Origin of the sequence: Paenibacillus sp. FSL R5-0766 (assembly GCF_037971845.1) — a bacterium.
Lineage (GTDB): Bacteria > Bacillota > Bacilli > Paenibacillales > Paenibacillaceae > Paenibacillus.
Genome location: NZ_CP150227.1, coordinates 5,948,516 through 5,975,121, shown reverse-complemented (window position 1 = coordinate 5,975,121; position 26,606 = coordinate 5,948,516). Strand labels below are relative to the sequence as shown.

Sequence of the window (26,606 nt, the reverse complement as noted above, 5' to 3'; positions counted from 1 at the left end):
GATTCCTCCTTTGCATTTTGCATAATTCGATTTGAATTGCTCGCGTGTACAAGATATAGACGAACTGAACCATTTCGATCTCTATCTTGCTGATTGAAAGTCGCTGTCTGGATTTATGCAAAATGCTCCTCAGAAAATACGGTAATTGGCGATTTTGTACGCCATCCGGTACGCAGAGATGACCAGAAACATCGCGACAAATGATTTGAATAGTCCAACAGCGGTCGCAAAGCTCATTTTGCCATTCAGAATCCCCATCCGGTAAACAAAGGTATCGATAATATCGCCCTTCTCATATACCAGCGGATTGTACAGGTTGAAGATCTGGTCAAAGCCTGCATTCAGGATATTGCCCAGCGATAACGTACCTACCACGATAATCATCGGCACAAGTGCAGGCAGGGTAATATGTAATGTCTGTCTGAGACGTGTTGCCCCGTCCACCTCGGAAGCCTCATACAGTGCAGGGTTAATGCCCGCAAGTGCTGCCAGAAATACAATTGTCCCAAATCCAAACTCCTTCCACACATCACTGACAACCACCGTGACACGGAACCAGTCGCCATCTCCCAGGAAAAAAATTGGTTCAACACCGGCCGCCGCCAGCACCTGATTTACCAGTCCACCTTCCGGTGATAACATGTCGAGCAGAATTCCACCAAGGACAACCCAGGACAGGAAATGGGGCAGATACACCAAGGTCTGTGAGAAACGTTTGAACGTAGAGTTCCGAACCTCATTCAGCAAAATGGCAAACACCACAGGGGCTACAAGTCCTGCCACAATCTTCATTGAAGCGATCAGTACCGTGTTCCAGATGACCTGAACGCTGTCGGGATATTCGAACATGAACCGGAAGTTGTCCCAGCCCACCCATTTGGAGCCAGTGAATCCCAGCCACGGTTTGAAGTCTTGAAAAGCAATAATAATGCCGCCCATGGGCACATAGGCGAACAGTAATGTGAGCAGTACAGCAGGCAGCAGCATTAGATGCAGCGGCCATGTACGTTTGAAATTCCAGCGGGTACGTTTGCGTGGATGGGGTGTCATTTTTCGCATCGACGTATTGGTTGTTAACGGTTGTTCGATAGCCATCAGGGTCCCTCCTTTATCTCGTCCAGCCCTGGCAACATGAGGCGAGCAAGCCTCTGCACAGAGTGGAGCAACTGAATTATAGCAACGGAAAAGGGCGGACTATAGAACAACATTTCAATGCGGATGTTGAAATATTAACTTGTTGATGGAAACAGAGGTTTTCAAGTCACAGGAAAACGGGAGAACATAAAATCATATAGAAATGTAAGGGTTTTCAATATAAAATAGGACTTCGGTGTAGAACGACTTCAAATTCAGGGACAGGGTGAAACGATGAAATTCACAGTATTTGCGAAGACGGTCATTCTCTTAATCTGCCTGCTCGTACCCATTCTGCTGCTCTATACGTACGCAAACCAGGCAAATGTGGATATGGTCGTCGAAGAGAAACAGCAGTCGAGTCTGAACCAGTTCAATTATTTCAGTTCCCAGGTGGATAAAAATATCGAGCAGCTCTCGCTGTATGGCCTGACATTGCTGCGAGATCCGAGTATCCTGCATTACCGTTACATGACGGACTCCACCAGCCAATATGAGAAAAACAGCATCTATCTGGATATTCTCGACAAATTATCGTTGTACCAGTCCACCAGCCGCTGGAAGAACGATATTACCATTGTGCTGCCGCAAGCGGAACTTGTGTTATCCACCATGTCCAGCCGGACGGTCTACGATGAGAAGATGTTGACGTTCCCGCAACCTGGCCAATGGCAGCTGGAACAGGGGAGTTTCACCTACTTTTTCACGGATAACTACGAGTGGAATGAAAAACCGGTGAACACAGGTGTGCGAACGGTGATGGAGATTAATTTTGACCCGATGAACGTGGTTGCCATGTTGGATGATTTTAAAGAAACGCAGGGCGGAGATCCTTTCTTGCTGGTACCCGGTAATGATCCGTTGCTGAACCGTACGGCGGACCCCAAATTGGTCGAAGCGATCATGCGGGATATCCCCTTTAACGGGGCGGAGAGGGAAGGTAATCATCAGCTGGAGGTAGGCGATAAGCAATATCTGGTCAGTTACGTGCACTCCAAACAACTGCAAGCGGTATATGTGAACCCGGTGGTATTGGATGATCTGCTGAACCCGATGGACAAGAGCCGGAATATGTTTATTACATCCATTCTGTTACTGCTGGTGCTGAGTATCGGGGCGGCACTGCTCTTGTATCGAAAAGTTCAGGTGCCCATCCATCGTTTGATGAGAGGGCTGCAACAGATTCGCAAAGGGCAGCTGTCCACGCGGATTCCGGTCGATCACTCCCGTGATGAATTCGCGTATCTCACCCAGAGCTTTAACCATATGGCAGAGCAGATTCAGGAACTGATCGAGAAGGTATACGAGGAACGGATCCGTTCACGGGAAGCGACATTGAAACATCTACAATCACAGATCAATCCACATTTCCTGTACAACTGCCTGTTTTATATTAAAAATATGACCCAGCTTGGCAACCGTGAAGCGGTTATTGCCATGTCGCTAAGTCTGGGAGACTACTATCGCTACATTACGCGGGGCGAGAATGATATGACAACAGTGGAAGAAGAGATTCGGCTGCTGGACCATTATCTGTCCATTCAACAGATGCGGACCAACCGGCTGACCTACGAGATTGCCGTACCGCAGCAACTGATGTTGCTTCACATTCCGCGACTGCTTATTCAACCGATCGTAGAGAATGCGGTGATCCACGGCATTGAGCCGATGGAGGGCAGTGGGCATGTCGTCGTAACGGGGATGGCGGTACCCGAACATATAGAGGGTCGGAAATATACAAGATATAGCCTGTTTGTTGATAACGATGGTGTCACGCTGACAGCGGAAGAGATTGCCGAATTGGAACGGGAGATCAATGAACCAATGGGTGAAGAGATTGGAACAGGCACGTGGAATGTGCACCAGCGTCTCGTTACGCGATATGGGCTTTCGTCCGGGCTTCATTTTGGAGCGATTCCCTATGGTGGACTTAGTGTAGAAATTCGATGGTTTGAGGAGGAACAACCGCATGATGAATCTGATGGTCGTGGATGATGAACATTCGGCAGTAGAGTCGATCGCTGTCTCAATACCGTGGAGAGAACACGGGATTGGTCAGGTATTCAAAGCCTATTCTGTCAAAGAAGCCTTGGAACATATGGCATCACATCAGGTCCATATTATTATCACGGATATCCGCATGCCGGGTCTGTCCGGTCTGGATCTGGTCAGTCACATCAGGCAAAAGTGGGAACAGACCAAATGTATTATTTTATCGGGGCATGCTTCCTTCGATTATGCGAAGCAGGCGCTCAAACACGGGACGGTTAGTTATCTGCTCAAACCGGTTCGAGATGAGGAACTGATCGAATCCGTGCAGCAGGCCGCCGTGCAGATTCGCCTGGAGGGTGAGAAACAAATGCTGCATCAGCGGGCCATGTATTCGGTAAGGGAACATCTGCCTGAGAAGCGAGCGGAGCTGATGAAGGATGTATTGTTAGGCCATAAATTTGCGGATGCAGAACTCCAAGGCAAGCTGGAGCAATTGGAGATTGAGTTCCGTCCACAGGATAAAATGCAACTGTTGCTCATCCGGTATGATGACCATCAACCCACACATAAAGCGTTTCGATTGATGAAGTACGCCATCTCCAATGTGGTGGAAGAGATCTACGGCAGTACCTATCATCTCTGCCATACGGATGATGCCTATGATGATCTGGTCTTCATGGCCAGTCCCAAACAAACTCAGGCCGAACCAGAAATGTTAATGGGCCGACTTGGAGAGCGGTTGATCCACAGTGTGAGGCAGTATCTGAACGCGACCATTTCCCTGTCCGTTAGTCGTATGGGGCGTTTCCCAGATCAGGTGCCGCAGCTATATCATCAAGCTGTGAGTGCACTTCGCAAGCAGGCCGAGGCAGGCAAAGGATTACATCTGAATGCGGCGGCGGGAACCAATGGGGCCACGTTGAAGTCTCTTGCAGCGCTGTATGAACCACCGGGTCTAACGACGTTACTGGAAGCGGGGCGCATGGAAGATGCACACCGCAAGATTGATCAGATCTTTACCGAACTGTCGAACAGTGTGTTCCCGGAGCATGTGTATGTGGCTTTTCATTATTTGGCGGCAGCATTCTCCTATATGGCTCATCGGGAAGGAAGGCAGTTAACCGAAGTGCTTGGCGAGCAATACCAGCAGTTGCTCAAGGATGGTTATGGTATCTCGCTGCGTAGTCTGGAAACGTGGACCAAAAGTGTGATGCAGCAGTGGGAAGAGAGTACAAGCGATGCGGGACAGGATGCCGGATCAACGCTGATTCGGCAGGTGCAGCAATGGATTGACCATCATTTGGGTGAGGATCTATCGTTGCAGGTCATTGCCGGAGAGGTGCATTTGCACCCCGTATATCTGTCGAAAATGTACAAACAATCCACAGGTGAAGGCATTAGTGATTATATTATCCGTTCCAGAATGGAACGTGCGGTTCATTTGCTGAAGCATACGGCGATGAAGATCTATGAAGTCGGTCAGGAAGTGGGGTACAATAACACGCCTTATTTCATTCAGGTGTTCCGCAAACATTATGGACTGACCCCGCAGGATTTTCGGAACGGTTAACAAATCAATATGAACATTGAAATTGTGATATATGTTTGCCTCCCCGGCTGCACTATCCTTTTCATGTAAGGTGCATAATGCCACATGCAGAGGTGCATTTGGCACATAAGGGTATCCAAGTTACCTGAGGAGGGGTTAGTTCATGTATAGAAAAATGATGACGGCATTGCTCGCAATCACGATGGTTGCTGTAACGGCATGTAGTTCGGGGGCCAAGGAAGAACCGGCGAAGGAAGCCGCTGCACCACTTGCTCTGCAAGATGGGAAGTATGAACCGGCGGTACAGATGAGTTATTTGCGGGCCTGGAATGATGACACGAAGTTCAAGAATGGGGAAACGGCACAGAACAATGTGCATACCAAATGGGCCAAGGAGCGACTTGGCATCGATCTGACCACGCCGTGGGCCGTATCGGTGACCAATGATGCATTTTACACGAAATTACGCTTGTCCCTGTCCGCTAACGAAGAACTGCCGGATATTGTCTCCATTCGGGGAGACTACAATCTGGTCCGGGAATTAATTGAATCGGGCAAGTTTGCAAATGCAGGCGAGTTGTTTGACAAGTATGCTTCGGACACATGGAAACAGGCATCCGAATCGGCGCCGGAGGAATGGTATCCGTACATGTATGAGGGCGAGCGTTATGGCATTCCAATCTTCGATTATGCCTACAACGGCGATTCGGTCATGTTTATTCGGGAAGACTGGCTGAAAAAGCTGGGACTGGAAGAACCAAAAACCATGGATGAACTGGTTACGGTCATGGATGCTTTTACGAATCAGGACCCCGATGGGAACGGTAAGAAAGATACGTATGGTCTGACCGTGGGCATGAAAAATGCGCTCAATACCTGGATGACGGAATCCGGCTGGATCTTCGGCATGTACAACACGATGCCTGGACAGTGGAATGATGCTGGAGACGGAACACTGCAATATGGCTCCATCCAGCCAGGTGTGAAGGAAGGTCTTGCAACGATGAAAGATTGGCTGTCCAAAGGTTACTTGCCCAAAGAAGCAGGCGTCTATGACGAGATCAAGGCAGCAGAATTGTTCACCGCAGGTAAAGCAGGCATTATTGTGGGACCACATTGGATGCCAAACTGGCCGATTGATGATGTGAAGAAAAATGTGGACGGTGCCACGTACAAGGCCATTGCTTTACCTACAGGACCAACAGGTGAGAGCCACCAGCATGGTTCTGGTGCAAGTAACGGCGTTGTACTGATTAACAAAGACATGGCGAACCCGGAGATTTTCTTCACGTATCAAAATTATCTGTTCGACAACTTTGCTAATCCGGAAGTGGGCAGCGAGTTCGAACATGGCTTCGCGCAAGGATACGACTATGACATCGTGGATGGCAAAGTCGTTGGTGAAGCTGAAGTGAAGGACGGCGTATCACCACTCAAATATACGATTACGTATGACGGTGCGCGGATTCCGAATCTCATGATGGATACGCTGGCGGAACTTGCGAAGGGCAAAGAACCGGAGACTCCTTTTGAGAAAAATACGAAGATTGCCAACAAACCGGAAGTGTTTGTAGCCGCTGAAGTCGTCGTTGCGAATAAAGATAACGCGATCAAGAACAAGTTCACGGGAGCACCAACCGAGACGATGAAAATGAAGAAGGACGCGATCGACAAGTTGGAGAAAGATACGTTCAGCAAGATCATCTATGGTCAGGTAGGCATTGAGGAATTTGATGCGTTTGTGACGAAGTGGAAGTCCATGGGTGGCGATGATATTACCGCCGAAGTGAACGAGTGGTATAAGACAGTAAATTAATTTACAAAGCAGGGGAGAACTGATGAATTCATCAGTCTACCCTGCTTTTTTAGTAGACATTTTAATAACAAAAAACAACAAGGATAAGAAAAATAGAGCCTATGAAGTGGATACCAATAATCTATATATATTGAACTAAAACATTCACACGAGAACGAAGAGGGCAGAAATAACCTGAAGAAGCGAAGCGGTCGCCTTTATCCATAGATTTTTACCTTTGTAAGAGTGAATGAAAAAAATCTGGGGATAACAGTGATCGGAAGGTTGTTCTGTCATTGGAGTGGTAAGTGTGAATAACCTTTAGTTCAATCTATATCGTACAGATCGATTATGACTCGCAGCGGACAAAAGTTACTTGTTTTCCTAGAATCACATTTTCCACCTTCCATCCGGCATTTAACCAGGATAGTGCCTGTGTATGATTATTGGAATTATTCACCCACCATTGTTCGCGATTATACGCTGTAGGGGGTAACGTAAATCCAAGAATCTCCTCAAGCTCTGCATATGTAAGGGTGATTGAAACTTGATTCAAATAGTTTTCCAAGGGGAAGTATTTGCTGTAGCTCATTTCGTCGGACCTCCTGAAAAGGAATACAATGATTATACAACGTGGGGATGATGATAGCGAGGGCATGCCGAGAGCGTACATAGATATGAAAAAAAAGGAATCCGTAGATCTCTTTGACTAGCAAGCAACCGTGCGTAAGCCTTATTGTTCCGGGTGTACTTGAGAGAGTAAAATAATAGGGAGTATACGAACATTAATACGTATTTATAACATAGATGTCTTGGGCTGGTCCGGGATTCACAAAAGTTCAAGTGTGGTTGATGAACATCATTAGATGCATGGGAAGGCAGGAGATCAGATGAGTACACTTTATGATCAGGCGATGGAAGAGATGATAACGACGATTCATGAATGGTTTGATGAACAGGAAAAGCGGGATGACTTGGAAAGTGTTGTTAAGCGAACCACGCTGCAAATGGGTATTTTTAATGATATTGTGCTGGATTACAGACCTGGACGGACCACGGTAGACAGCCTGGATCTGGGTTTGGATGATGATGTGAAATCAAAGCAGGCAGGAGCTTTTACCGAGGAACAGGTACGTAACGAGATCGGGCCTAAGCTTGTAGAGGTTGTTCAGGGCAGATTGGACAAGCTGGCAGATACTCCGTTGATTGACTACCGCTTTACTTTCCGCGGGAAATTTCCAACAACCGAAGGCAAGCTGCAACTGACTTTATTGGAATGGATCAACGAAGAGAAAAGACAGCTGCTCCTTGAGCGTATTCATACCTATGTAGACAAGAATCTGGAGAACAGTACATATCCAACGAAGCCATTGGAATCCTTCTTTTTGACGAGTCATCTGCTCGATCCAAAGCTGTTCCCGGAGTTGGATGTAGCATGGACCATCAGGCTGTATGACGGGATTCAAGAGTTGAATCAGGGGCGTCCGGATGCACTGGCGGAACATCGTGGTGAGATTACTCGTGCAGTGACGGCATGGGCGGAGAATCAGTTTTTGCCACAGTATTATGATGTTCAGTCTTCGCCTTATCGTACCAATGAATATTCACTTAAGCCCGGAGCAACGCTTCAATCGAACATTGAAACACAGACAGACCAACATTTGGACGAGCATGGGGAGCAGCAAACATCCGAGTCTCAACCAATCGATCTGCTGTTATACGCGGCGGTCATGATTCTACGTTTTGAGCCGAGTTATAGCAAACCCAAAGGTGTGACTTTTCTGGAACTCGCGAAGCAGCTGGGTAGCCGTCGTGCGGCACGGATGATGACAGAAGGTAGCGGAACGTATGCGAAGGACGATATTCATGTGAAAACGGAAGAAGTAGAATGCAAAGCAAATGATGTATTTGCACTGATGACCATTCACATTCGTAAGGAAGAGCCGGGTGCCTATCGGCAGGCACTTACCTTTATCACTCATTTATTGAAACAGGGCTTTCCGAAAGGTTATAAGATCAAGCTCAAATCTGCCGTAAAGCAGTATTTGCCGATCAAAGGACTTGCGAAGTCGGATACCCACCGATTCTTTGCCAATGCACTGGAGTACCCGGAGCTGCATCCACTCCTGGAAGAGTATGCGCGTGAGGCTATCCAGGAGTTCGAGTTTTACGAGGATACCGAGGGAGAGAAAAGCTGTATGCCAGGCAGTTATGCAACCTTTGGGCTGGGGCTTGTGGATGAGCGGTATTTCCCGCTGGTTGAATATTACATGGGCGAAGTGGATGATGAGCATCAGTTGATTCAGGATAAGTTCATTGCGGCATTTGTGGAAAAACAGGGTGTAACGGCTCAAGCCATACCTGCGTTAGTCGCCAGCTTGCGTCGTTCGACCGATAGTCTGAAGCTGAAGATTCAGCCCGAGCTGGAGAATGAGGAAATACTCGAACTGCTGGTTAGACAGATTCAAAAACTTGAGCATTATGAAGCGGAACGTGTACTCTATCCAATCTTTGGCAAGGTGGAGAAGCTAACAACGCTAGCTCGCAAAGCGGAAGGGAGACGGAAGGAATTATTGCTGGAACTGTTGCAGGCCGCAGGGAAATAAAAATGTAAACAACACAAGTAAGATTGTGCTGTGCCAGCCAGTAAAGCATTTTAGAGAAGTGAAAGTGCATAAGGAGAGGTGGGTGAAGTTGTGGAGGCATTGAGACGAGACATATGGCAGGCGTTGAATGCTCAGGACAAAGAGGCTTGGATGCGTAAGCTTGTTCGTCAGTTACCAGACGGTATGGTATATGAGGGTCTCGAGACATTTGAACGATTTGGTCATCGGATGGAGACAGGTGTATTTACGGAGGATGGGCTAAGATTTGTGTTTGTGCCTGGGGATCAAGTAACACTCGGCTGGGATCGTTGGCAGTATGGTATGAACGAAGAGACCTCTGCCGACCTGCATGAAACGGTCAGTGAGTATGGTGTGGAGGACGTGGATTCGTTTCTGGCGAGTCAAATGTCACCTGTAAGAACGGTCAACATTGCGCCGATGCTTGTTGAATGTGAACTGATCTCACTTGGCTGGATTGAAGTGTCCAATGAGGAAGCATTTGCACAGGAAAATCCTGATTTCCCGTCAGCACTGGAGCAGTTTAAGCAATCGGAAATACGTGAATATGAATTGCATCAACAATTCAGTCTGATTCGCCAAAGTGAGGATGAAGTCCGAGTTCTGTGGTTCAACGAAGGAATAGAGTTGGAAGACGTTGTGAGGGAGGAAGCTGCGGCGGGTTTTGGTTTGCTGACCGAAGACGAATGGGAGTACATCTATGGCGGCGGTTGTCGCACGTTATTTCCCTGGGGTGACAGCTTCGACTATACGATGAGATTAAAGCACTTTGGAAGTCTGGAAGGCGTGGATGAAATTGTGGATGGATTGGCAGAGACGGCCTCTTCACGGGTTGAAGAAAAGGATGATTGTCCTTATGATCTGGAACTGCCAAATTTCTTCGGAGTGCAATTTGCCGGTGATCCCTACAAGTATGAGCTTACACTGGATTCGGTTGGAGATGTGATGCCCAAAGGCGGAGACGGCGGTAGCCTGATATGTGGTGGAACAGGCCCGTTGGTTGGTTCCTTGCCTGCTGCTGCCGTGTATTATCGAGACGTCAATGCCAGTGAACTCGACTGGGAGGATTTGATGGATGCAATGGTCTATCGCAGGGTTATTCGTTTGGCTGATCTAAAGGTTTGATGGATTAACCGAAACAGCTATTAAGCGGTAGCATCCCATACTTAGAAAGAGATTTAGTGGAGTCTAAAGGGCAGTTGACAGATAAATGAATAGATCTGTCTCCGTCCTTTGGAGTGTTCCATTAGGGCCAGAAGATGGAAGAAAAAGTAATGAATATTTAGATCAAAAGTTCTATACTTAACGAGTCTCAACCAAATCCATTGCACAGAGAAGGAGTTAAGTATGTCCAGAGTATCCAAATGGCTCATCGTTAGTTTAGTTTCAATTTTTATACTTAGCATGTCGGAATTCACAGTCTCAGCGTCCACTTCAATAGTTCAAACCGCACAGAACGCAGAGCGATCCATTTCATCCAAAGATCGGGTGCAACACAACATTCGTTTTGCAGTCAGAGGCACGGAGGTGGCCGTGACTACGCTTCGAACAAGTTTTGATACAGGTGAAATCAAAGAAAATGAGCACCATTTTACTGATCCAGCTATCCTTCCTAGTATACATACCGGTCTGACGACAACTTCCCATCAGTATGATCCTATTGTTAGTGACACACCAGCAGGATTAAAAGGATACATAACTTATTATGCCACGGATGATAAGCAGCATTATTACGTTTTGTATGAGTATGACTATAGCTCGAACACACTTCGCAAAGTCCATGAGGGAGAAAACCGTATCTACTTGGAACCTCAAATCGGAATATATTATACGATCTACGAGAAAAACGTTCCTAAATCCAACTACTATTCCATGGTCACAGGAAAAAAAGTATACACTCGCGGAAATATTTTGCTGGAAAGGGATTTTACAGATACTAAATATGTGGTATCACCGATTCCACAAACCCGTAATTTTGGGGTATATTGTACAGATACTTTAGACTGTCACTATCTTGATTATGGCGGTATAAAGGGGAAGAAGGCCAAAGTAAGTGACTTGTGGATGAAGCCTGACCAGAAGACAGGCTTGTCTACTAAAGCTTTTCAGGTAAGTGCAGATGTTCATCTAAATGTTTCTCAAGGTAACACGAGGGATCGGAAATCAGACTGGACTGTGGTTGTAACCAAAAATGGCAAAAAAACCACACTGATTAAAGAGCGAGTGGGCTATGTGCATTCATTTATCTCACCCGAAAGAAAAACATTGGTTCTGGTAACAGAGAACGGTCTGGATAGTAAAATGGAGTCGTCCAAGGTACAAGTTTATGATCTGAAGACCCTTAAACGGATTCGTTCCTATGATTCTCCTTATCGCGCTCGTACCCAAAGTATTCAGTGGATTACTGAGGATGAGTATATTATTGAACAGTATTTTTCCAATCCGGGCTCTTACCCGCCATCCTTGTATATTATTTCAGAAAATAAACATCTCAAATTGACATATGAAAGGTACATTGACTGGAAAAATTACTGGAATTCCTTTCAGTTCTCTACTATCTTTTTCCCCATGGAGCCTGTAGCCATTAAGTCTGATCAGGGTGTATTGGAGTATAAAGGACAGCCCACCTTCTATATGGAAGGGCAGCATTATGTTCCTTTAGAAGTATTCACTAAAGCATTTCATATTCAATATAATCTCGGCAAGGATCGGATCACCTTCACTCGTGGACAGCGTTCTTCCAGTGTAAATCAACCTTCAAAACAATTGTTGACGCTATACAATCAGACCTTTATTCCTTTAGGTCAGTGGAGTAAGGACTTGGGGCTCAAAGTATCGGAAACAAAAGGAAGTAGGTACAACAAACAATTAAGCATAAGCGATGAAGAAAAGGGTACTGATCTGGCCATGGAGCCCAAAATTCTCCCTTTTCAGGCAAGTGCACGATGGATGGATCGGGTAGGGGACAGTTACCAATTAGATCCGGTAAATACTAGGCCGATGGAATCAGCTGTGCCAGACCGAATTGATGGTGTAGTGCTGAATTTTGATCGAACATTGACCATTTCCTCCTCTAAAGATTCAATTACAGAGTTGCTGTTCACCAATCCAGACTACACTTCGGTGATCGGGAAAGTATCTTTAACGGACATACCTGAGAGGAAGTGGGGATTTAGCACAGCCAAAATTCCGGAAAACATGTTACAAGACGGTGTGCTTAACGTGATTATTCCCGTGAAAGAAGGAAAATCAACGATGGTGTACTCCTTGAAGCTTCCAGAACCATTTGATAAAAATAAATTTTAAAGAAAATAAGCAGTTCCGGTACAGCATTATTTTTGCTGTGCCTTTTTCATTTTTTTGGGTATATATAATCAGGCCTAATGGCTTAATATCAGGAGTGGGGGCGCATTGAGCCCAGCCAAGGTTCCTTTTACAATAAAAGAATAGAATCTATCGCCAACGTCTTTAAATTGACAGCATGGAAAAGGGGGAATGACTTTGCCTTCATATACATCGTTTCAGTGTTGCGGCCGGGAGGCCTTGTTGTTGTTCCAACTGATGAATATTCCGGAAGCGGATCAGCTTCTCATGGATCTGAAAGACCCTTCATTACAGGGTGAACAGGCCAAGCATAGCTATGAACAAATTCTCACAGGTCTTGTTGAAGAAGGTATTATTGAATTGGACAATCAACAGATCACCATAGACCCGCAAATATACAACCTGCTTACAGGCTGTAAGCTCAGTAGTGCAATAACCAGACTAGATTTGCGTGCAACAGATGGGAAATCATCGGTGACCTATGGATTTTTGTCAGGCATGCAGTTGGTTGAGTGGGTCTGGGAACCTGCACAAGATCAGGCGCTACTCACTTCTTTTGACGAATTCGAAAAAATGTTTCAGGTCATTGGGAATCGGATTGAACTACCTGATCCATTAGCTTCCAATGTAAACACTCAATCACAGGATACAATTCGTACACCCATGCAGGTAGAAACGTTGCAGCGTCTGTCTGCGTTGGCGGTCGATTCAGCACTGGAGATGTTCGAATCTATTTTGCAAGAGGACCGGCATCTGGATCAGGCTTTGATGCAGACATTGGCTAAAGGCTTTGCCACGCTGGAGAAGTGGGGGCAGTATGAAGTGTACACCCGAGGACAGGAAGGACAGCCGCAAACCATTTATTTTATAGGTAGTATCCACGGTAATTGGTTGTTCCTTGAGGGGGAAGAGAATGGTCTATTTACAGCTTTCAAGATAACGGAAGAAGAACTGGTGCAAAGCCTGTTTCTGCTAACGACGCGTTCATTATCCGTACTGTCCGGAGTTTAAGTCCGATATGAGTCATACATATATGTAAACTAAGGGGGAATCCAGTTGACCAAAATTGTCATGAAGTCAGACTATCTGAATTCACTCGCGCAGCAGATTGAACAGGTGACGGCACAACTGCAACAGGTGGACAGTGTTCTCCAACATGCCATTCAGGGAGCTGCCTGGCAGTCGGGGAATCGACAGACTATTATTGGTCTGTACCAGACACATCAGCATCGGTTTCAGACGGCTGGACAGAGCATGCAGCAGCTGGCTGCATATGTAAAGACAACCCGTGAGAAGATGGAACAGGAGGATCAGTCAGGGGGGACATTTGGGCTTACGGGTATCAATCCACTCGCTCCGTTTGATGGCCCTGGGAGCACGGTAGGAACATTGACAGGAGCAGCGGCAGTTGCCAGATTGGGTTATCGCGTGAAGAACGGTTATATGATCAAGGCTCAATTGGATCGGAATTCTCCTCGCGTTCTGGTCCGTGAGAGCTATGATTCAGTTAAAGACAATAAGGCTGCGAACGGCAGACCAAGGGATTACAAAATCCATTATGTGCGTGATATCGAAGCCAAAATTGCCAATGGAACGGCCACTCCTCAGATTAAAGAAGTAGCTTCTATGATCAAGCCTGGTTATGCCGTAAAATCGGCCTTGACAGACAAGCTTGGCTGGGCAAGTGTGGGAATAGACGTGTTTACAGATACCCAAGAGAACATCAATCAGAACGCGGGCAGTGACAAAATTGCTGGTGATATCATTGGGAATGTTGTCGTAGGCGGTGCAACAACGGTAGGTGCAACGCTGTTGACTGCGGCCATCTTGCCTGCGGCGGCACCTGTGCTTGCAGTAGGTGCAGTAGGGTTGGGCGTTTCCGTAGGTCTGACTTACCTAGCTGAAGGGGTTACGGTGAATATGGATTTGGACGGTGACGGAAAGGATGATTCGGTGAAGGATGTTGTTAAGCATGGTGCGAAGAAAGCCTGGTCCACAGTGGCGGGGTGGTTTAAATAAATGGCGAACAAAAAACGTTCAAAACCCTCGGCCCGTGACGTCGTTGTTTCTACAATGTATGAAGGCACTCCTTACCCAAGGGAAACATTTGAGAACTATCTGGTCATCTATGCGGCAGATGGTATTCGACTGAGTGTAGGTACGCTTGTTCTGTTTTTTCTTAACGTATTTCTGCTCATTCCCGTGTTCAGTGTCCCGTTCCAATCTATGTATGCGTATATTCTCGTGCCACCGCTAGTCTTTATGAATATATGGGCGATTGCCCTTATTGCTGCCCCACGCAGACTCCAACTGAATTATGTATTGTTCCGAGGGGTATTTGGCATCGTTTGTTCTGTGGGATTTATGGTGATTATACAGAAATTTGCCTACGGGACACTTGCTCTGACGACACCTTGGTACGCCATTGGATCATTTGCAGTATATGGTTTTGCCTTGTTTCAATACGTGAAGTTTCGTTTGCATAAGCTACGGCAGCCCCCTCAGCGGAAAAAAGGGGATAAAAGCCCGGGTATGCCTGTTGCCACATTAACGATGATTACGGGCGGAGCATATCTTCTGGCCAATATTTCACTGGCCTTTGTTACGCAGCAGACTGTGGCTGTTGTGCTGATGTGTGTATACATTATGCTGGCCTTTGTCGTGTTTCACTTCATTATGGACTTGCATCGGTATTACTGGCTTCGCCAGGTTATGAACAAATCAGAGGGGTAATTGCAGGATAGAGTCATAATTAAGGAGGGCGATCATTTTGGAAAAAAATATAGCTTCGTTTCTACCGAATGGGTCTGTTATTCGTTTAAAAGAAGGCACCAAGAAGCTTGTCATCTATGGACGCAAGCAGATGTTAATGACAGAACCACCCCGTCAATTTGATTATATTGGCTGTCTATACCCTGAGGGTTACATTAATCCGGATTATACGTATGTATTCAATCATGAAGATATCGAAGAGATCATTTTCAGAGGGTATGTGGATCAGGAGGAAGAGACATTTGCGGCGGAACTGGAGCGTAAGTAGCCCGAGTTGTAAAGGTCGGTCCTACATATGAGGAAATGAAAAAAACGGATCAGTCCTAACGTGACTGATCCGTTTCGCGAAAACGCGTCGCTGTCTGTTGAAGACTGGTGCTGGTTTCCTGTAAACCGCGCAAATAATGACCGATGTTTGTCATGCTGTCATTCATACGCCCGAGAAACTCTCGCTGGCGTTCCCCTTCCCACTGTCCCTCAGACTGATCAATCATCGTTTTGAGTTGGGTAAGAATATCATGTCCGTTCTGGGATGCCTTATTGAACTCACCCGCAAGTTGTTGCAGTTCTTCTGGGGACAGATCAATACGCTGGTTCATGAGGTCCACTCCGTTTCTCTTCTTGCATAAGATAATGTATATTCCATTATAACCCCATCTTTTTCAAAATGAAGCTGGACAAAAGCCTTGTTTTCAGATCAGTGTAGCGTGTCTTACATAGGACAAAACACACATCAAATCAGCCCCAGCTCATAGAGCGGGACCGAAATGATGTGTGTTTATTTTTGTTTATTTCACTTTTTGTACAGATACCGCCATTTGCTCCAGTTGAGTGTGAGTCAATTGGTTATTCGGCGAGCTGATGGTTACATAACGATCATCCAGCTTGAACGTGAGCATATCCGTTTGGTCTGGTGTATACCATTTGGCTGATACGCCATTAGGCAGTTTTACCGTTTTGCCATCATAGCTGAACGAGTAGTCTTTAGGGGATACCGTTACATTCATACGATTGAAAACAAAGTTTACACCATCACCGCCTGCACCTACGCTTTTGAACGTATCTCCAGCAACCATATGTTGTGGGGCATAGGCTGTTGTGAACCCGTCAAACTTCGCAAATGCCTTGCGAATATTATCCAATTGTTGTTTGCTATAGTTCACATCAGCGAATGCAGTGATCCCTTGATCATTGTTGCTGTTAGACTTTTGAACAGAGACAGCGACTTGTTGCAACTGAGCTTGGCTCAGCTTATGATCCGGCGAGCTAAGGGTAACGTAGCGATCATCCAGTTGGAACGTGAGCATGCCCGTTTGATCTGGTGTGTACCATTTGGCAATAACACCATTGGAGAGTTTCACGTCTTTGCTCGTATAACCGTCCGAATAATCTCTTGGGGACACATCCACTTTCATATGGTTGAAAACAAAACTGACGCCGTCGCCACCCGCACCTACACTTTTGAACGTGTCACCTGCGATCATCTGCTGAGGTGCATAAGCGGTCTCGAACCCATCGAATTGTGCAAAAGCTTTTTGAATCGCCTCTTTTTGTGCTGCGCTATACGTTACATTTGTCAAAGCTGATGGATTGCTTGTTGCTTGGCCGATCATGACCTGTCCTTTTTTGCCGTCATAGGATACAGGCACATGCAGTGCATCGGCAAGCGCTCGTACGGGCAGATAAGTAGAGTTGTTATAAGTAATTGGCGCAAGTTTGTTGCCATTGCCATCGGTTGGTGAGTAAGCCGCGCCATCGACATTAAAGCTGATTCCATGGTTAAGGTATGCAGAGATTTTCTCCAGTTGCGTTCCGGCAAATACGCCTGTTGCTCCTGTTAAAGTCATGCCCAGTACCATCATCGTTGCTACGGATTTCTTCATGTTTTTTTTCATCATATATCTCTCCTTCAAGTTGGGGTTTAGTTTTGTTTAATGGGCTCGCTGTCCCTTATGGCTTTATATTAAACCCCGAACATATCCAGAATAATTCTGAATTATCTCCAACTTGTAAACATGTGTATATAGACAGGAGAATGTAGAACGAAAACGGAAGCTGCTTGGTGTGTTTGAACGTATTCTTTGTCGAATCGAAACAGTTTAGTTAAAAAGATAGAGGATTAGTCCGCCAAAACCAAGGACAATCGCACCAACGTATACATAGGAAAGTTTGCTTAGGTTTTGCTTTGTGCGGCGGTCATATTCGGGGTTGCTGGTCTGATTGGCTTTGGAATTTCCGATGATCATGGTAGCAATACCTCCAAACAAGGCGATACCCACAATTAAAACATAAGGCAACCAGGTCATGAATGGACCTCCTTCGCGGATAATATGTTATGTCCTTATTGTACTTCAGGATAACCTTTGATGTAAGCTTTAGTTGAGAAATAAAGGAAAATGAAGTATCTATATTACAGTATGTATGTAGTCTTGGATCGGAAAGATCACTACAATTTTATATTTTTTTAATTCAAAAAAACCTTGATACAACAGGCGTTCGCAGCTTTCTTCACTGAAGGCTGTGAATTTTTTTGGCCCACAGAGTGATCCAGAAGAGAGAACCCTGCGTTACACCCTATGAAGACGACGACAAGGAAAGAAATTATACACACAACATAATCGAGGAGTGAACACGTAATGAAAATGAAGATGAAGAAGTTTATCGCACCTGTACTTAGCTTGACACTGTTGATGCCGGGGATCGCTGGAGCAGCTGCCGCACCACAGACACCAATGACCATGATGAAAGCATCCGTGAACACACCTGCGGCTGACCTGAGAGCAAACCTGGACCACCTGTTGTCCGAGCACTTTGCTCTCGCAGTAACCGCAATGGCCAAAGCATATGACGGAGCAAAAGATGCAGATGCAGCCTACAAAGCACTCGACCAGAATGCACTGGATATGCAACCAGCAATCGCTTCCCTATACGGTGACGCAGGTGCCAAAGAATTCGAACGCATCTTCCGCGCTCATAACAAATACACAGATGATCTGGTGAAAGCAACCAAAATGGGCAACCAGGCTGGAATCAAACAAGCACAGGCAAACATCAACGGTTTCGTGGATGAGTTCTCCACATTCCTGAGCACAGCTACCGAAGGCAAGTTGCCAAAAGCAGCAGCCAAACAGGCGCTGAAAGTACATGAAGATCTCGTGCAAAAAGTATTTGATGAGTATGTAGCTGGAGATTACGCTGATGCATACAAGGCTTACCGTGAAGGTTTCAAAGAAATGTTCGACGTAAGTAAAGCACTCTCCACAGCAATTACGACACAAATGCCTGAGAAATTCGAAAATACCAAAGCGGATACAAAAGCAGCTGATCTGAGATCTGCACTCAACCACTTGGCTTCCGAACACTTTGCACTTTCGGCTCTGCAAATGCAAGAGGAATTTGATGGACGTACAGCCGCTTCCAACGCACTGATTACAGCTGAAGCTGGAAACACAGCTGACTTCAAAGCAGCGATTGCTTCCGTTTACGGTAACGACGGTGCCAATGCTTTCGAGAAAATTTGGGTAACGAACCACGTCAATGCACAAAGCGATTATGTAAAAGCTGTTAAAAACAATGATGCTGCGGCCCGTGCGGCAGTAGAGAAACGTATTGATGGATTTACAACAGAATTCGCTACATTCCTGGATTCAGCAACAGCTGGCAATCTGCCAAAAGCAGCAGGACAACAAGCGCTGACAACGCATGAAAATCAAGTACAAAACGTATTGAATCAATATGCAGCAGGTAACTATGATGCTTCGTACACAACAAATCGTGAAGGCTTCAAAGTGATGTTTGGTGTAGGCCAAGCCCTGGGTAATGCCATCGTGACTCAATTCAACGACAAATTCCAAGAGCCAGCAACACCTGCACCGGCGCCAGATATGACAACGGTGTGGATGCAACTGAACAGCAAAATGCTGAAAATTAACGACAAAACAACCAACATGGACACCACACCAGTGCTTTGGAAAAACACAACATACATTCCACTGCGTTTCTTGAGTGAAGGTATTGGCGCAACAGTGAAATGGGACAAAAAAGCACAACAAGTAACGGTAATGGCTGGCGATGATATCCTTGAATTCTGGGTGAACAACAACGTGATGGAAGTGAACGGTGTGAAGAAAAATGTGGGTTCAACTGTATTTGTAAATAAAGATGGACGTACACAAGTACCTCTGCGCTTCATTGCTGAACTTCTGAACTGGGATGTGAAATGGGCACAAAAAGATGGTACCATTACGCTGACTAAATCAATGTAATAGTAGAGTGAAACAAGATTAAAACAAAAAGAGCTGCCCCATACGGCAGCTTTTTTGTATTCACCCAAAAGTTCAAATATTTGGTATAATCATCGAGAGTAATGACCTACATAACAGCTTGAATAGCCGATGGAGTCTAGAATGATGTATGATAATTTGGTATTAGCAAAATGAAGAGGGGGACAGAGGAATGAGTACATCATCAAAATCGGAGCGTCCAGTGAGAAATGTGGATACCCGGTTATTTGTTGCTTGGGCCGTTTCCGTTATTGCAACAGGGGGGAGTCTCTATTTCAGTGAGATCAAGGGATATCTTCCATGTGATCTATGCTGGTACCAGCGTATATTCATGTATCCACTAACCATCTTGCTGGGCATTGCCTACTTTAAAGATGACGTGGGCATCACCAAATACGTACTCCCACTTAGTTTCGTCGGTGGCGGCATTTCGTTATATCATGTAACGATTCAGCGTATTTTTTCGGCTACAGGTAATGCCGTCGCGTGCGGTAAGGTTCCATGTTATACCGACTATTTGAACTGGTTTGGTTTCATCACGATTCCATTGCTGGCACTGATCGCCTTTATTATCATCATCGTGATGCTGTGGGGTATCGGCAAAACACCAAAATCTTCTTAATAAGAAAGGATAGATGGTGATGAGCGGACAAGCTCGGTGGTTCATGCCCTTCCTGGTGCTAATCCTTTTGATCGCTGGCTGCTCCTATGAGGAACAGTCTGCTTCCGGGGAGATGCCGGAAATGATCAAAGTGAAACTTGACGTTCCAGAGAAGGCTACTCTTCATAAACCAACACGGTTACAGGTGAAGCTTACACAGGGAGATGCACCGTTAAGTCATGCTGACCATGTGCAATTCCAGATCTGGAATGAGCTTGATGATCCGCCTTCTGTATCTCCGGAACAAGGTATGATGACAGCGGACGAACTGGAGAATCAGGGGGCTATAACTGCCAAGGAGGCAGAGGAAGGGCTGTATGAAATCCAGCATACCTTTGAAGAACCAGGTACGTATGTGGTACAGGTCCATGTTACGCACGGAGCTATGCATAGTATGCCGAGAGCGAGAATTGTAGCGGAATGAAGCAGCAGGCGGGTGCCAAGGCTTTGGTTCAGGTTTAGCAATAGGTTTATAATTATAATGTTAAAGGTATGAAGAATGTTGTAGGAAAAGAGGCTGTTATGGCAACTATTCATGATGTTGCACTCAGGGCAGGAGTTTCTGTAACTACCGTCTCGCGTGTATTAAACAACCGGGGATATATCAGTCAGAAGACTCGGGACAAAGTGTATCAAACCATGGACGAACTAAACTATCGACCCAACGAAATTGCCCGTTCTCTTCTGCGTAAACAATCCAATGTTATAGGCTTGATTATTCCCGATGTATCCCATCCGTTTTTTGGAGAACTGGCTAGCTATGTTGAGTATCATGCTTACCGGAATGGATTTAAAATTATGTTATGCAATTCTCACATGGACCCTTCCAAAGAGCGTGAATATGTGGAAATGCTTAAGGGGAATCGCGTGGATGGCATTATTATGGGAAGTCATACACTGGAAGTTGATGAGTATATGAATCTGCATTCCCCAATCGTGACCTTTGATCGTAAGATCGGTGAAGACATCCCGTTTATCTCATCTGATAACTATCAGGGAGGGGTTATGGCTGCTGAATTACTGCTCTCGAAGAACAGACGACATTTTGCACATATCTGCGGTAATTTGGAATTGCAAATGCTGTCCAATCGCCGGACGACAGGTTTCGTTGATACCTTGCAGGCTCATGGAGTCAAACCGGTCATGATTCATGAAACCGATCTCAATGTGTTTGATCAGCATCAGTATACGGAATTGGTGGATAAACTGCTTGCACAACACCCGGAGGTGGATGGGCTCTTTGTAACGAGTGATCTGATGGCGGTGCATGCACTGAAGCAGATCGTGTTAGGTGGGCGCAAGGTACCTGACGATATCGCTATTGTAGGTTATGATGACAGTCGTGCGGCAGCGTATACGGTGCCTGGCATTACAACGATCAGGCAGCCGGTGGAGGCCATGGCTAAGCTGGCGATTGATCTGATTCGGCGCCAACTCGCGGAAGAGAAGATCGGAATGGAGCATATTTTGCCAGTTACCATCGTGGAGAGAGAGACGACCTGATACAGGTCGTTTTTTCATATTCGTCCTTTTGCTACGAAGAAATGAAGTCGAGAAAAAATTTTTTTGAATGGTATGTCAAACGATTGACATGTCAAACCTTTGACATTATAATTCGATTTGTAAGCGTTTCCTTTTAAACTATTGATCGGGGGCCATAACAAGATGAAAAGAGAACAGAGATGGATGAAATTATCGGTATTGTCTTTGATTATGATGCTTGTATTGTCGGCATGTGGAGGTAAAGCAGCGACGGAGTCCAACTCCGCCTCAGAGGGTAGCAGCAGTGAGAGTGTCAAAATTACCATGCTTAATTCCAAATCGGAAATTAACAGTCAGCTGGAACAAGCGGCTAAAGACTTCCATGCCGAAAATCCAAATATCACACTCGAAATTGTACCTGTAGGCAGTGGACAGTCTCCGTTTGAAAAAGCGTCTGCTTTGTATGCCTCCGGCAGCCCTACAACGATGATGATGCTGGATACAGGGGATGTCGAGAAATTCAAGGATCGTGTTCTGGATCTCACATCCGAGTCTTGGATGAAGGATGCTGTGGAGAACAGCACAGCGGCTACAACGTTTGATGGCAAAAATTATGCCTTCCCGTTCTCTATTGAAGGATATGGATTCATCTATAACCAGAATGTTTTGGATCAGGCAGTAGGTGGGACATTTGATCCAAAGTCTGTACAGACCACTGCACAGCTCGATGAGCTGTTCCAAAAGATCGCCGCTACTGGAAAATCACCTTTGATTGTATCTCCGATGGATTGGTCGCTTGGTGCGCATTATCTGGGGCTTGCATATGGTGGGCAGTCGCCGGACCGTGCGAAGGTGGACCAATTCATTACTGACCTGAAGGCAGGTCAAGTGGACCTTGCATCCAATGCCGTATTTAATGGCTTGTTAGATACATTTGACCTGATGAAAACTTACAATATTGACAAGGCTTCTCCACTGTCCGGAACCTATGAGCGTGGACCTGAGGTGCTTGGCAAGGGTGAGGTAGGTATCTGGTTCCAAGGCAACTGGGCATGGCCGCAAATTTCAAGCTTTGATACAGCAGATGGAAAATACGGCTTTCTCCCGGTACCTGTGAGCAATAATCCGGATGATTTCGGTAATACGCAAATCTCTGCTGCCGTATCCAAACGAATATTGCTGGATAAGGAAAAGAGCACACCAGCCCAGCAGGAAGCAGCGAAGAAATTTTTGGATTGGATCGTTTATAACGAAAAAGGTCAGGATTTTCTGGTGAATCAAGCCAGTATTATTCCGGCATTCAACAACATTACATTAGAGCCAACCGATCCACTTGGCAAATCCATTAGTGAATACATCAAGGCAGGCAAAATAGAGGAATCAATGAGCACACTTCCTGCGGATCACTGGTCCAAACTGGGTGCATCCATGCAGAAATATTTGGCTGACGTCATTGACCGTGCCGGACTTGCCAGTGAAATTCAGGCATACTGGAGCAACGTGAAATAAAGGAATTAATCATAGCCCTGTGCAGCACATAGAGAGAGACTTGCGGTACGCCGGAGATGGTGAACATACAGCTTCCACACGAGGTCTGTTCGACTTGTTTCCGGTATAACCGCCAGGCTAATCATTTGGATAGAGTGGAGGTTTACAATGCTGACCGAAAAAGGATTATGGACACGTCTGCGCACCCGCCTGATCTTTACTGGCCCGACATTATTTGCGTTTGCTACGGTGATGATTATTCCATTTTTGTATGGTATTTATTTGACGTTTACGAACTGGGATGGCATTGCCATCGATCAAAACTTTGTTGGCTGGGATAATTACATCGGTGTGTTCAAGGACACCGTGTTCTGGAAATCATTTGGGATGACGCTGGAGTACGTATTTATTACCGTTGTGCTGACCAATGCGGTTGCCTTCCTGCTCGCTTACGCTGTAACTCGAGGAATGAAGGCACAGGGCTGGTTTCGAGCCGGATTTTTCCTGCCGAATCTGGTGGGCGGAATCGTGCTTGGTTTCATCTGGCAGTTTGTTTTTAATCAGGTACTCGTTTTTGCAGGACAAAAAATGAACCTTACTCTGTTTTCCACCTCCTGGCTAGCTGACCCGGATAAAGCGTTCTGGGCACTCATTGTGGTGACCGTTTGGCAGTATGCCGGCTATATGATGGTTATCTACATTGCAGGACTGATGAATGTGCCGAAGGATGTTATGGAAGCAGCCAGCATTGATGGGGCAAGTAATCGCAAAATGTTGGCGCGCATTGTATTGCCACTGATGGTTCCTTCGTTTATTGTATGCATCTTTTTGTCACTGCAACGGGGATTCATGGTGTATGATCTGAACGTCTCCCTGACCAGTGGCGGGCCTTTCAAGAGCACAGAGATGGTATCCATGCATGTTTATGAGCAGGCCTTTCTTGCTCGTGACTACGGATTGGGTCAGGCAGAAGCCTTTGTTCTGTTTATCCTTGTAGCCGCCATTACATTGCTCCAGGTCTATTTCAGCAAAAAACTGGAGGTCGAGGCATGATGGCTGGACAATCACGCATTCTCAACTGGATGAAGTTTATTGTATTAATTGTTGTGATGATTTTGTTTGTATTTCCGTTTGTACTTCTAATCGTCAATTCGTTCAAGGCTAATCAGGCAATTACCTCCGATCCGCTGGGCTTGCCAAGCTCCTTTCAATTCGATAATTACGTCAATGCGTTTGACAAAATGGGATATGTATCCGCCTTCAGTAATTCGTTGCTCATTACCATTGCAGGTGTATTACTGATTGCTCTTTTTGCGGCGATGACAGCCCATTACTTTGTTCGTCACAAAAGCAAGGTGAATCAGTATCTCTTTTTCCTGATGGTAGCTGCGATGATTATTCCGTTTCAAGCCATTATGATTCCGCTGGTTAAAATATACGGCTCGCTCAGCCTGCTGGATAACAAGTGGTCGCTGATCTACATGTATATTGGCTTTGGCAGTCCGCTTGCCGTATTTATCTACCATGGCTTTATCAAAAGTATTCCCTTGGAGCTTGAAGAAGCGGCTTTAATGGATGGCTGCGGCAGAGTGCAGACCTTTTTCCGTATCGTACTGCCGGTGTTACTGCCAACAACCGTAACGATTAGCGTACTGAATGTATTGTGGATATGGAATGATTTTTTGCTGCCTTCCTTGGTGCTGACTTCATCCGAGCAGCGTACACTGCCGCTGTCCACGTTTTATTTTTATGGGACATACACCGTGGATTACGGTCCATTGATGGCTGGTCTGGTGCTGACCCTGCTGCCTGTATTGATCGTTTATCTGTTTGCGCAGAAGTACATTATTCAGGGGGTCATGCAAGGGGCTATCAAATAAGTTCGGTTGCGTGATTTAGAGAGAGACAGGAGTGAAGGACATATGAACCAGGAACGATACGAGAAGCAGGGAATGGACACAAGGCAAGAGACAGACCCTGGACTGACGAGTTCTTCGACTCAAACAAAGGAGAGTTATACACTCGCGCGGGCCAACGCATATATCAAGGCGCATCGACATCAGGTTAATCCAACCTATCGAATGGCCTATCATTTGATGCCAGAGGTGGGCTGGATGAATGACCCCAACGGCTTCATATACTTCGGTGGGATGTATCATTTGTTCTATCAGCATTATCCCTACGAACCGGTATGGGGGCCGATGCACTGGGGCCATGCGGTGAGCCGTGATTTGGTTACGTGGTCTTATCTGCCTGTTGCCCTGGCACCCGATCAGAGCTACGACAGTGGAGGCTGTTTCTCTGGAAGTGCAATCGTGCAGGATGGCAAATTGGTGCTGATGTACACGGGGCATGTCGTGACTGGACCCGACAAGGATAACGATTACTTGCAGACACAGAATATCGCTGTCTCGGACAATGGAATTGATTTTGTCAAAAGCGCGATGAATCCGGTCATTCGACTGGATCAAATCCCAGCGCATACCAGTCCGAAGGACTTCCGTGATCCAAAAGTGTTTGAACGAAACGGTGTGTACTATTGCGTCCTTGGATCGAATGATGCTTCGGGCAAAGGTGTCATTCTGTTATACCGTTCAACGGACTTGCTGGATTGGAGTTATGTCAACATTATGGCCCAGAGTGACGGGACGCTTGGCGACAATTGGGAATGTCCCGATCTGTTCACACTGGATGGCCGAGATGTGCTGATCATGTCTCCGCAGCGCATGCCTGCTCAGGGAGATAACTATCGCAACCTGCATTCGACCGTTTATATGATGGGAACGCTGGATGAAGACCAGGGTGTGCTGAAGTACGATCAGTACGTTCCGCTGGACTGTGGCTTCGACTTTTACGCACCTCAGACGATGGAGGATGCACAGGGGCGACGAATTATGGTGGCCTGGATGGATACGTGGGAAACGGAAATCCCGACACAACAGTCCCATGCCTGGGCTGGAGCGATGACTTTGCCAAGACAACTAATTCGCAGGGGAGAACGATTGATATTCCAGCCTCTTCCCGAACTTAGACAGTACAGATCGGAAGGCACCGAGCAGTATGATATACATCTAAACGATGATGAACATGTTCTTGATCTTGGAGTCAGCGGAGACCGTTACGAACTGTATGCTGTATTCGAAGCGGAACAGGCACAACACTTTGGGTTGAAGCTGCGCACGGGTGAAGATGAAGAAACCGTAATTTCCTATGATGTAGAGCAGCGTCGTTTATGCTTGAATCGCGAGCAGGCCGGACAAGGGCCGGGCGGAGAACGAGCTGTGACAGTGGAACTGCTTGACGGGAAACTGGAACTTCATATTTTTATGGATGTCAGCTCCGTTGAGGTGTTCATTCAGCAGGGAGAGCAGGTCATGACAGGGCGGATATATCCGGGGCCGAACTCAACAGGTATTAAAGCATTCTCGTCTGGAACGTGTACGTTGACCGAACTTCGCAAATGGGATATACGAATTCCCCGATAAAATTCTATCTAAAATTC

At 46.1% G+C, this 26,606-nt stretch carries 23 protein-coding genes; 18 read left to right on the top strand and 5 right to left on the bottom strand.

What is annotated here, in order from left to right; translation table 11 throughout:
• Positions 1-129: 129 nt before the first annotated feature.
• Positions 130-1,059 carry an ABC transporter permease subunit gene (locus MKY66_RS26015; protein WP_076213084.1) on the bottom strand — a complete coding sequence of 310 codons (930 nt, stop codon included), beginning with the start codon at positions 1,057-1,059 and terminating at the stop codon, positions 130-132.
• A 309-nt stretch (positions 1,060-1,368) separates the two neighbouring features.
• On the opposite strand from MKY66_RS26015, the gene MKY66_RS26010 reads away from it, so the two are divergent.
• The 3 genes from MKY66_RS26010 to MKY66_RS26000 all read left to right on the top strand — a co-directional run bounded on the left by MKY66_RS26010 (position 1,369) and on the right by MKY66_RS26000 (position 6,491).
• Positions 1,369-3,129: a histidine kinase gene (locus tag MKY66_RS26010; RefSeq protein ID WP_076212891.1), complete on the top strand. Its 1,761-nt coding sequence runs from the start codon at positions 1,369-1,371 to the stop codon at positions 3,127-3,129.
• Positions 3,104-4,696 carry a response regulator gene (locus MKY66_RS26005; RefSeq protein WP_083657190.1) on the top strand — a complete coding sequence of 531 codons (1,593 nt, stop codon included), beginning with the start codon at positions 3,104-3,106 and terminating at the stop codon, positions 4,694-4,696. Before MKY66_RS26010 ends, MKY66_RS26005 begins: the two co-directional genes overlap by 26 nt.
• A gap of 142 nt (positions 4,697-4,838) precedes the next feature.
• Entirely contained in the window at positions 4,839-6,491 is a 1,653-nt protein-coding gene (locus MKY66_RS26000) for an extracellular solute-binding protein (RefSeq protein WP_036668098.1), read from the top strand.
• A 328-nt stretch (positions 6,492-6,819) separates the two neighbouring features.
• On the opposite strand, the gene MKY66_RS25995 is transcribed toward MKY66_RS26000, so the two are convergent.
• On the bottom strand, positions 6,820-7,062 hold the full coding sequence (locus MKY66_RS25995; RefSeq protein ID WP_036606815.1) for a hypothetical protein: 243 nt from the start codon (positions 7,060-7,062) through the stop codon (positions 6,820-6,822).
• 298 nt (positions 7,063-7,360) lie between these two features.
• On the opposite strand from MKY66_RS25995, the gene MKY66_RS25990 reads away from it, so the two are divergent.
• The 7 genes from MKY66_RS25990 to MKY66_RS25960 all read left to right on the top strand — a co-directional run bounded on the left by MKY66_RS25990 (position 7,361) and on the right by MKY66_RS25960 (position 15,458).
• Complete coding sequence (locus tag MKY66_RS25990) at positions 7,361-9,076, top strand: DUF6138 family protein (protein WP_076212888.1); 1,716 nt, start codon at positions 7,361-7,363, stop codon at positions 9,074-9,076.
• Positions 9,077-9,166: 90 nt separating this feature from the next.
• Positions 9,167-10,219, top strand: a complete 1,053-nt coding sequence (locus MKY66_RS25985) for a hypothetical protein (protein WP_076212886.1) — start codon at positions 9,167-9,169, stop codon at positions 10,217-10,219.
• Positions 10,220-10,498: 279 nt separating this feature from the next.
• Positions 10,499-12,400 (top strand): hypothetical protein, encoded by a 1,902-nt coding sequence (locus MKY66_RS25980; RefSeq protein ID WP_339806362.1) that lies wholly within the window; start codon positions 10,499-10,501, stop codon positions 12,398-12,400.
• A 243-nt stretch (positions 12,401-12,643) separates the two neighbouring features.
• The gene (locus MKY66_RS25975) at positions 12,644-13,429 is read left to right on the top strand and encodes a hypothetical protein (RefSeq protein ID WP_076212880.1); all 786 of its coding nucleotides are present in this window, start codon (positions 12,644-12,646) and stop codon (positions 13,427-13,429) included.
• A 45-nt stretch (positions 13,430-13,474) separates the two neighbouring features.
• Positions 13,475-14,437: a hypothetical protein gene (locus MKY66_RS25970; protein ID WP_256704273.1), complete on the top strand. Its 963-nt coding sequence runs from the start codon at positions 13,475-13,477 to the stop codon at positions 14,435-14,437.
• Between the two features lie 54 nt (positions 14,438-14,491).
• Positions 14,492-15,151 carry a hypothetical protein gene (locus MKY66_RS25965; RefSeq protein WP_076213077.1) on the top strand — a complete coding sequence of 220 codons (660 nt, stop codon included), beginning with the start codon at positions 14,492-14,494 and terminating at the stop codon, positions 15,149-15,151.
• A 37-nt stretch (positions 15,152-15,188) separates the two neighbouring features.
• The gene (locus MKY66_RS25960; protein WP_076212877.1) at positions 15,189-15,458 is read left to right on the top strand and encodes a DUF4176 domain-containing protein; all 270 of its coding nucleotides are present in this window, start codon (positions 15,189-15,191) and stop codon (positions 15,456-15,458) included.
• 55 nt (positions 15,459-15,513) lie between these two features.
• Here MKY66_RS25960 and MKY66_RS25955 read toward each other — a convergent pair whose 3' ends face one another.
• The 3 genes from MKY66_RS25955 to MKY66_RS25945 form a co-directional block, all read right to left on the bottom strand.
• Positions 15,514-15,789, bottom strand: coding sequence for a WXG100 family type VII secretion target (locus MKY66_RS25955; protein ID WP_076212874.1), 276 nt, complete (start codon positions 15,787-15,789; stop codon positions 15,514-15,516).
• Between the two features lie 189 nt (positions 15,790-15,978).
• Positions 15,979-17,088: a stalk domain-containing protein gene (locus MKY66_RS25950; protein WP_256704272.1), complete on the bottom strand. Its 1,110-nt coding sequence runs from the start codon at positions 17,086-17,088 to the stop codon at positions 15,979-15,981.
• 201 nt (positions 17,089-17,289) lie between these two features.
• Entirely contained in the window at positions 17,290-17,496 is a 207-nt protein-coding gene (locus MKY66_RS25945) for a hypothetical protein (RefSeq protein ID WP_017692174.1), read from the bottom strand.
• A gap of 330 nt (positions 17,497-17,826) precedes the next feature.
• Here MKY66_RS25945 and MKY66_RS25940 point away from each other — a divergent pair, with 330 nt between their 5' ends.
• From MKY66_RS25940 to MKY66_RS25905, 8 genes are all read left to right on the top strand, one after another.
• Positions 17,827-19,455 carry a copper amine oxidase N-terminal domain-containing protein gene (locus MKY66_RS25940; RefSeq protein ID WP_305956070.1) on the top strand — a complete coding sequence of 543 codons (1,629 nt, stop codon included), beginning with the start codon at positions 17,827-17,829 and terminating at the stop codon, positions 19,453-19,455.
• Positions 19,456-19,645: 190 nt separating this feature from the next.
• Positions 19,646-20,095 carry a disulfide oxidoreductase gene (locus tag MKY66_RS25935; protein WP_076212868.1) on the top strand — a complete coding sequence of 150 codons (450 nt, stop codon included), beginning with the start codon at positions 19,646-19,648 and terminating at the stop codon, positions 20,093-20,095.
• Positions 20,096-20,114: 19 nt separating this feature from the next.
• Positions 20,115-20,558, top strand: coding sequence for a FixH family protein (locus MKY66_RS25930; RefSeq protein WP_076212866.1), 444 nt, complete (start codon positions 20,115-20,117; stop codon positions 20,556-20,558).
• A 98-nt stretch (positions 20,559-20,656) separates the two neighbouring features.
• Complete coding sequence (locus tag MKY66_RS25925) at positions 20,657-21,637, top strand: LacI family DNA-binding transcriptional regulator (protein ID WP_076212863.1); 981 nt, start codon at positions 20,657-20,659, stop codon at positions 21,635-21,637.
• 162 nt (positions 21,638-21,799) lie between these two features.
• Positions 21,800-23,125, top strand: coding sequence for an ABC transporter substrate-binding protein (locus tag MKY66_RS25920; RefSeq protein WP_083657186.1), 1,326 nt, complete (start codon positions 21,800-21,802; stop codon positions 23,123-23,125).
• Positions 23,126-23,272: 147 nt separating this feature from the next.
• Positions 23,273-24,157 (top strand): sugar ABC transporter permease, encoded by an 885-nt coding sequence (locus MKY66_RS25915; RefSeq protein WP_076212860.1) that lies wholly within the window; start codon positions 23,273-23,275, stop codon positions 24,155-24,157.
• The gene (locus MKY66_RS25910) at positions 24,154-24,984 is read left to right on the top strand and encodes a carbohydrate ABC transporter permease (protein WP_218639201.1); all 831 of its coding nucleotides are present in this window, start codon (positions 24,154-24,156) and stop codon (positions 24,982-24,984) included. The genes MKY66_RS25915 and MKY66_RS25910 overlap by 4 nt, the downstream gene beginning before the upstream one ends.
• 42 nt (positions 24,985-25,026) lie before the next feature.
• Complete coding sequence (locus MKY66_RS25905; protein WP_083657184.1) at positions 25,027-26,589, top strand: glycoside hydrolase family 32 protein; 1,563 nt, start codon at positions 25,027-25,029, stop codon at positions 26,587-26,589.
• Positions 26,590-26,606: the final 17 nt, after the last annotated feature.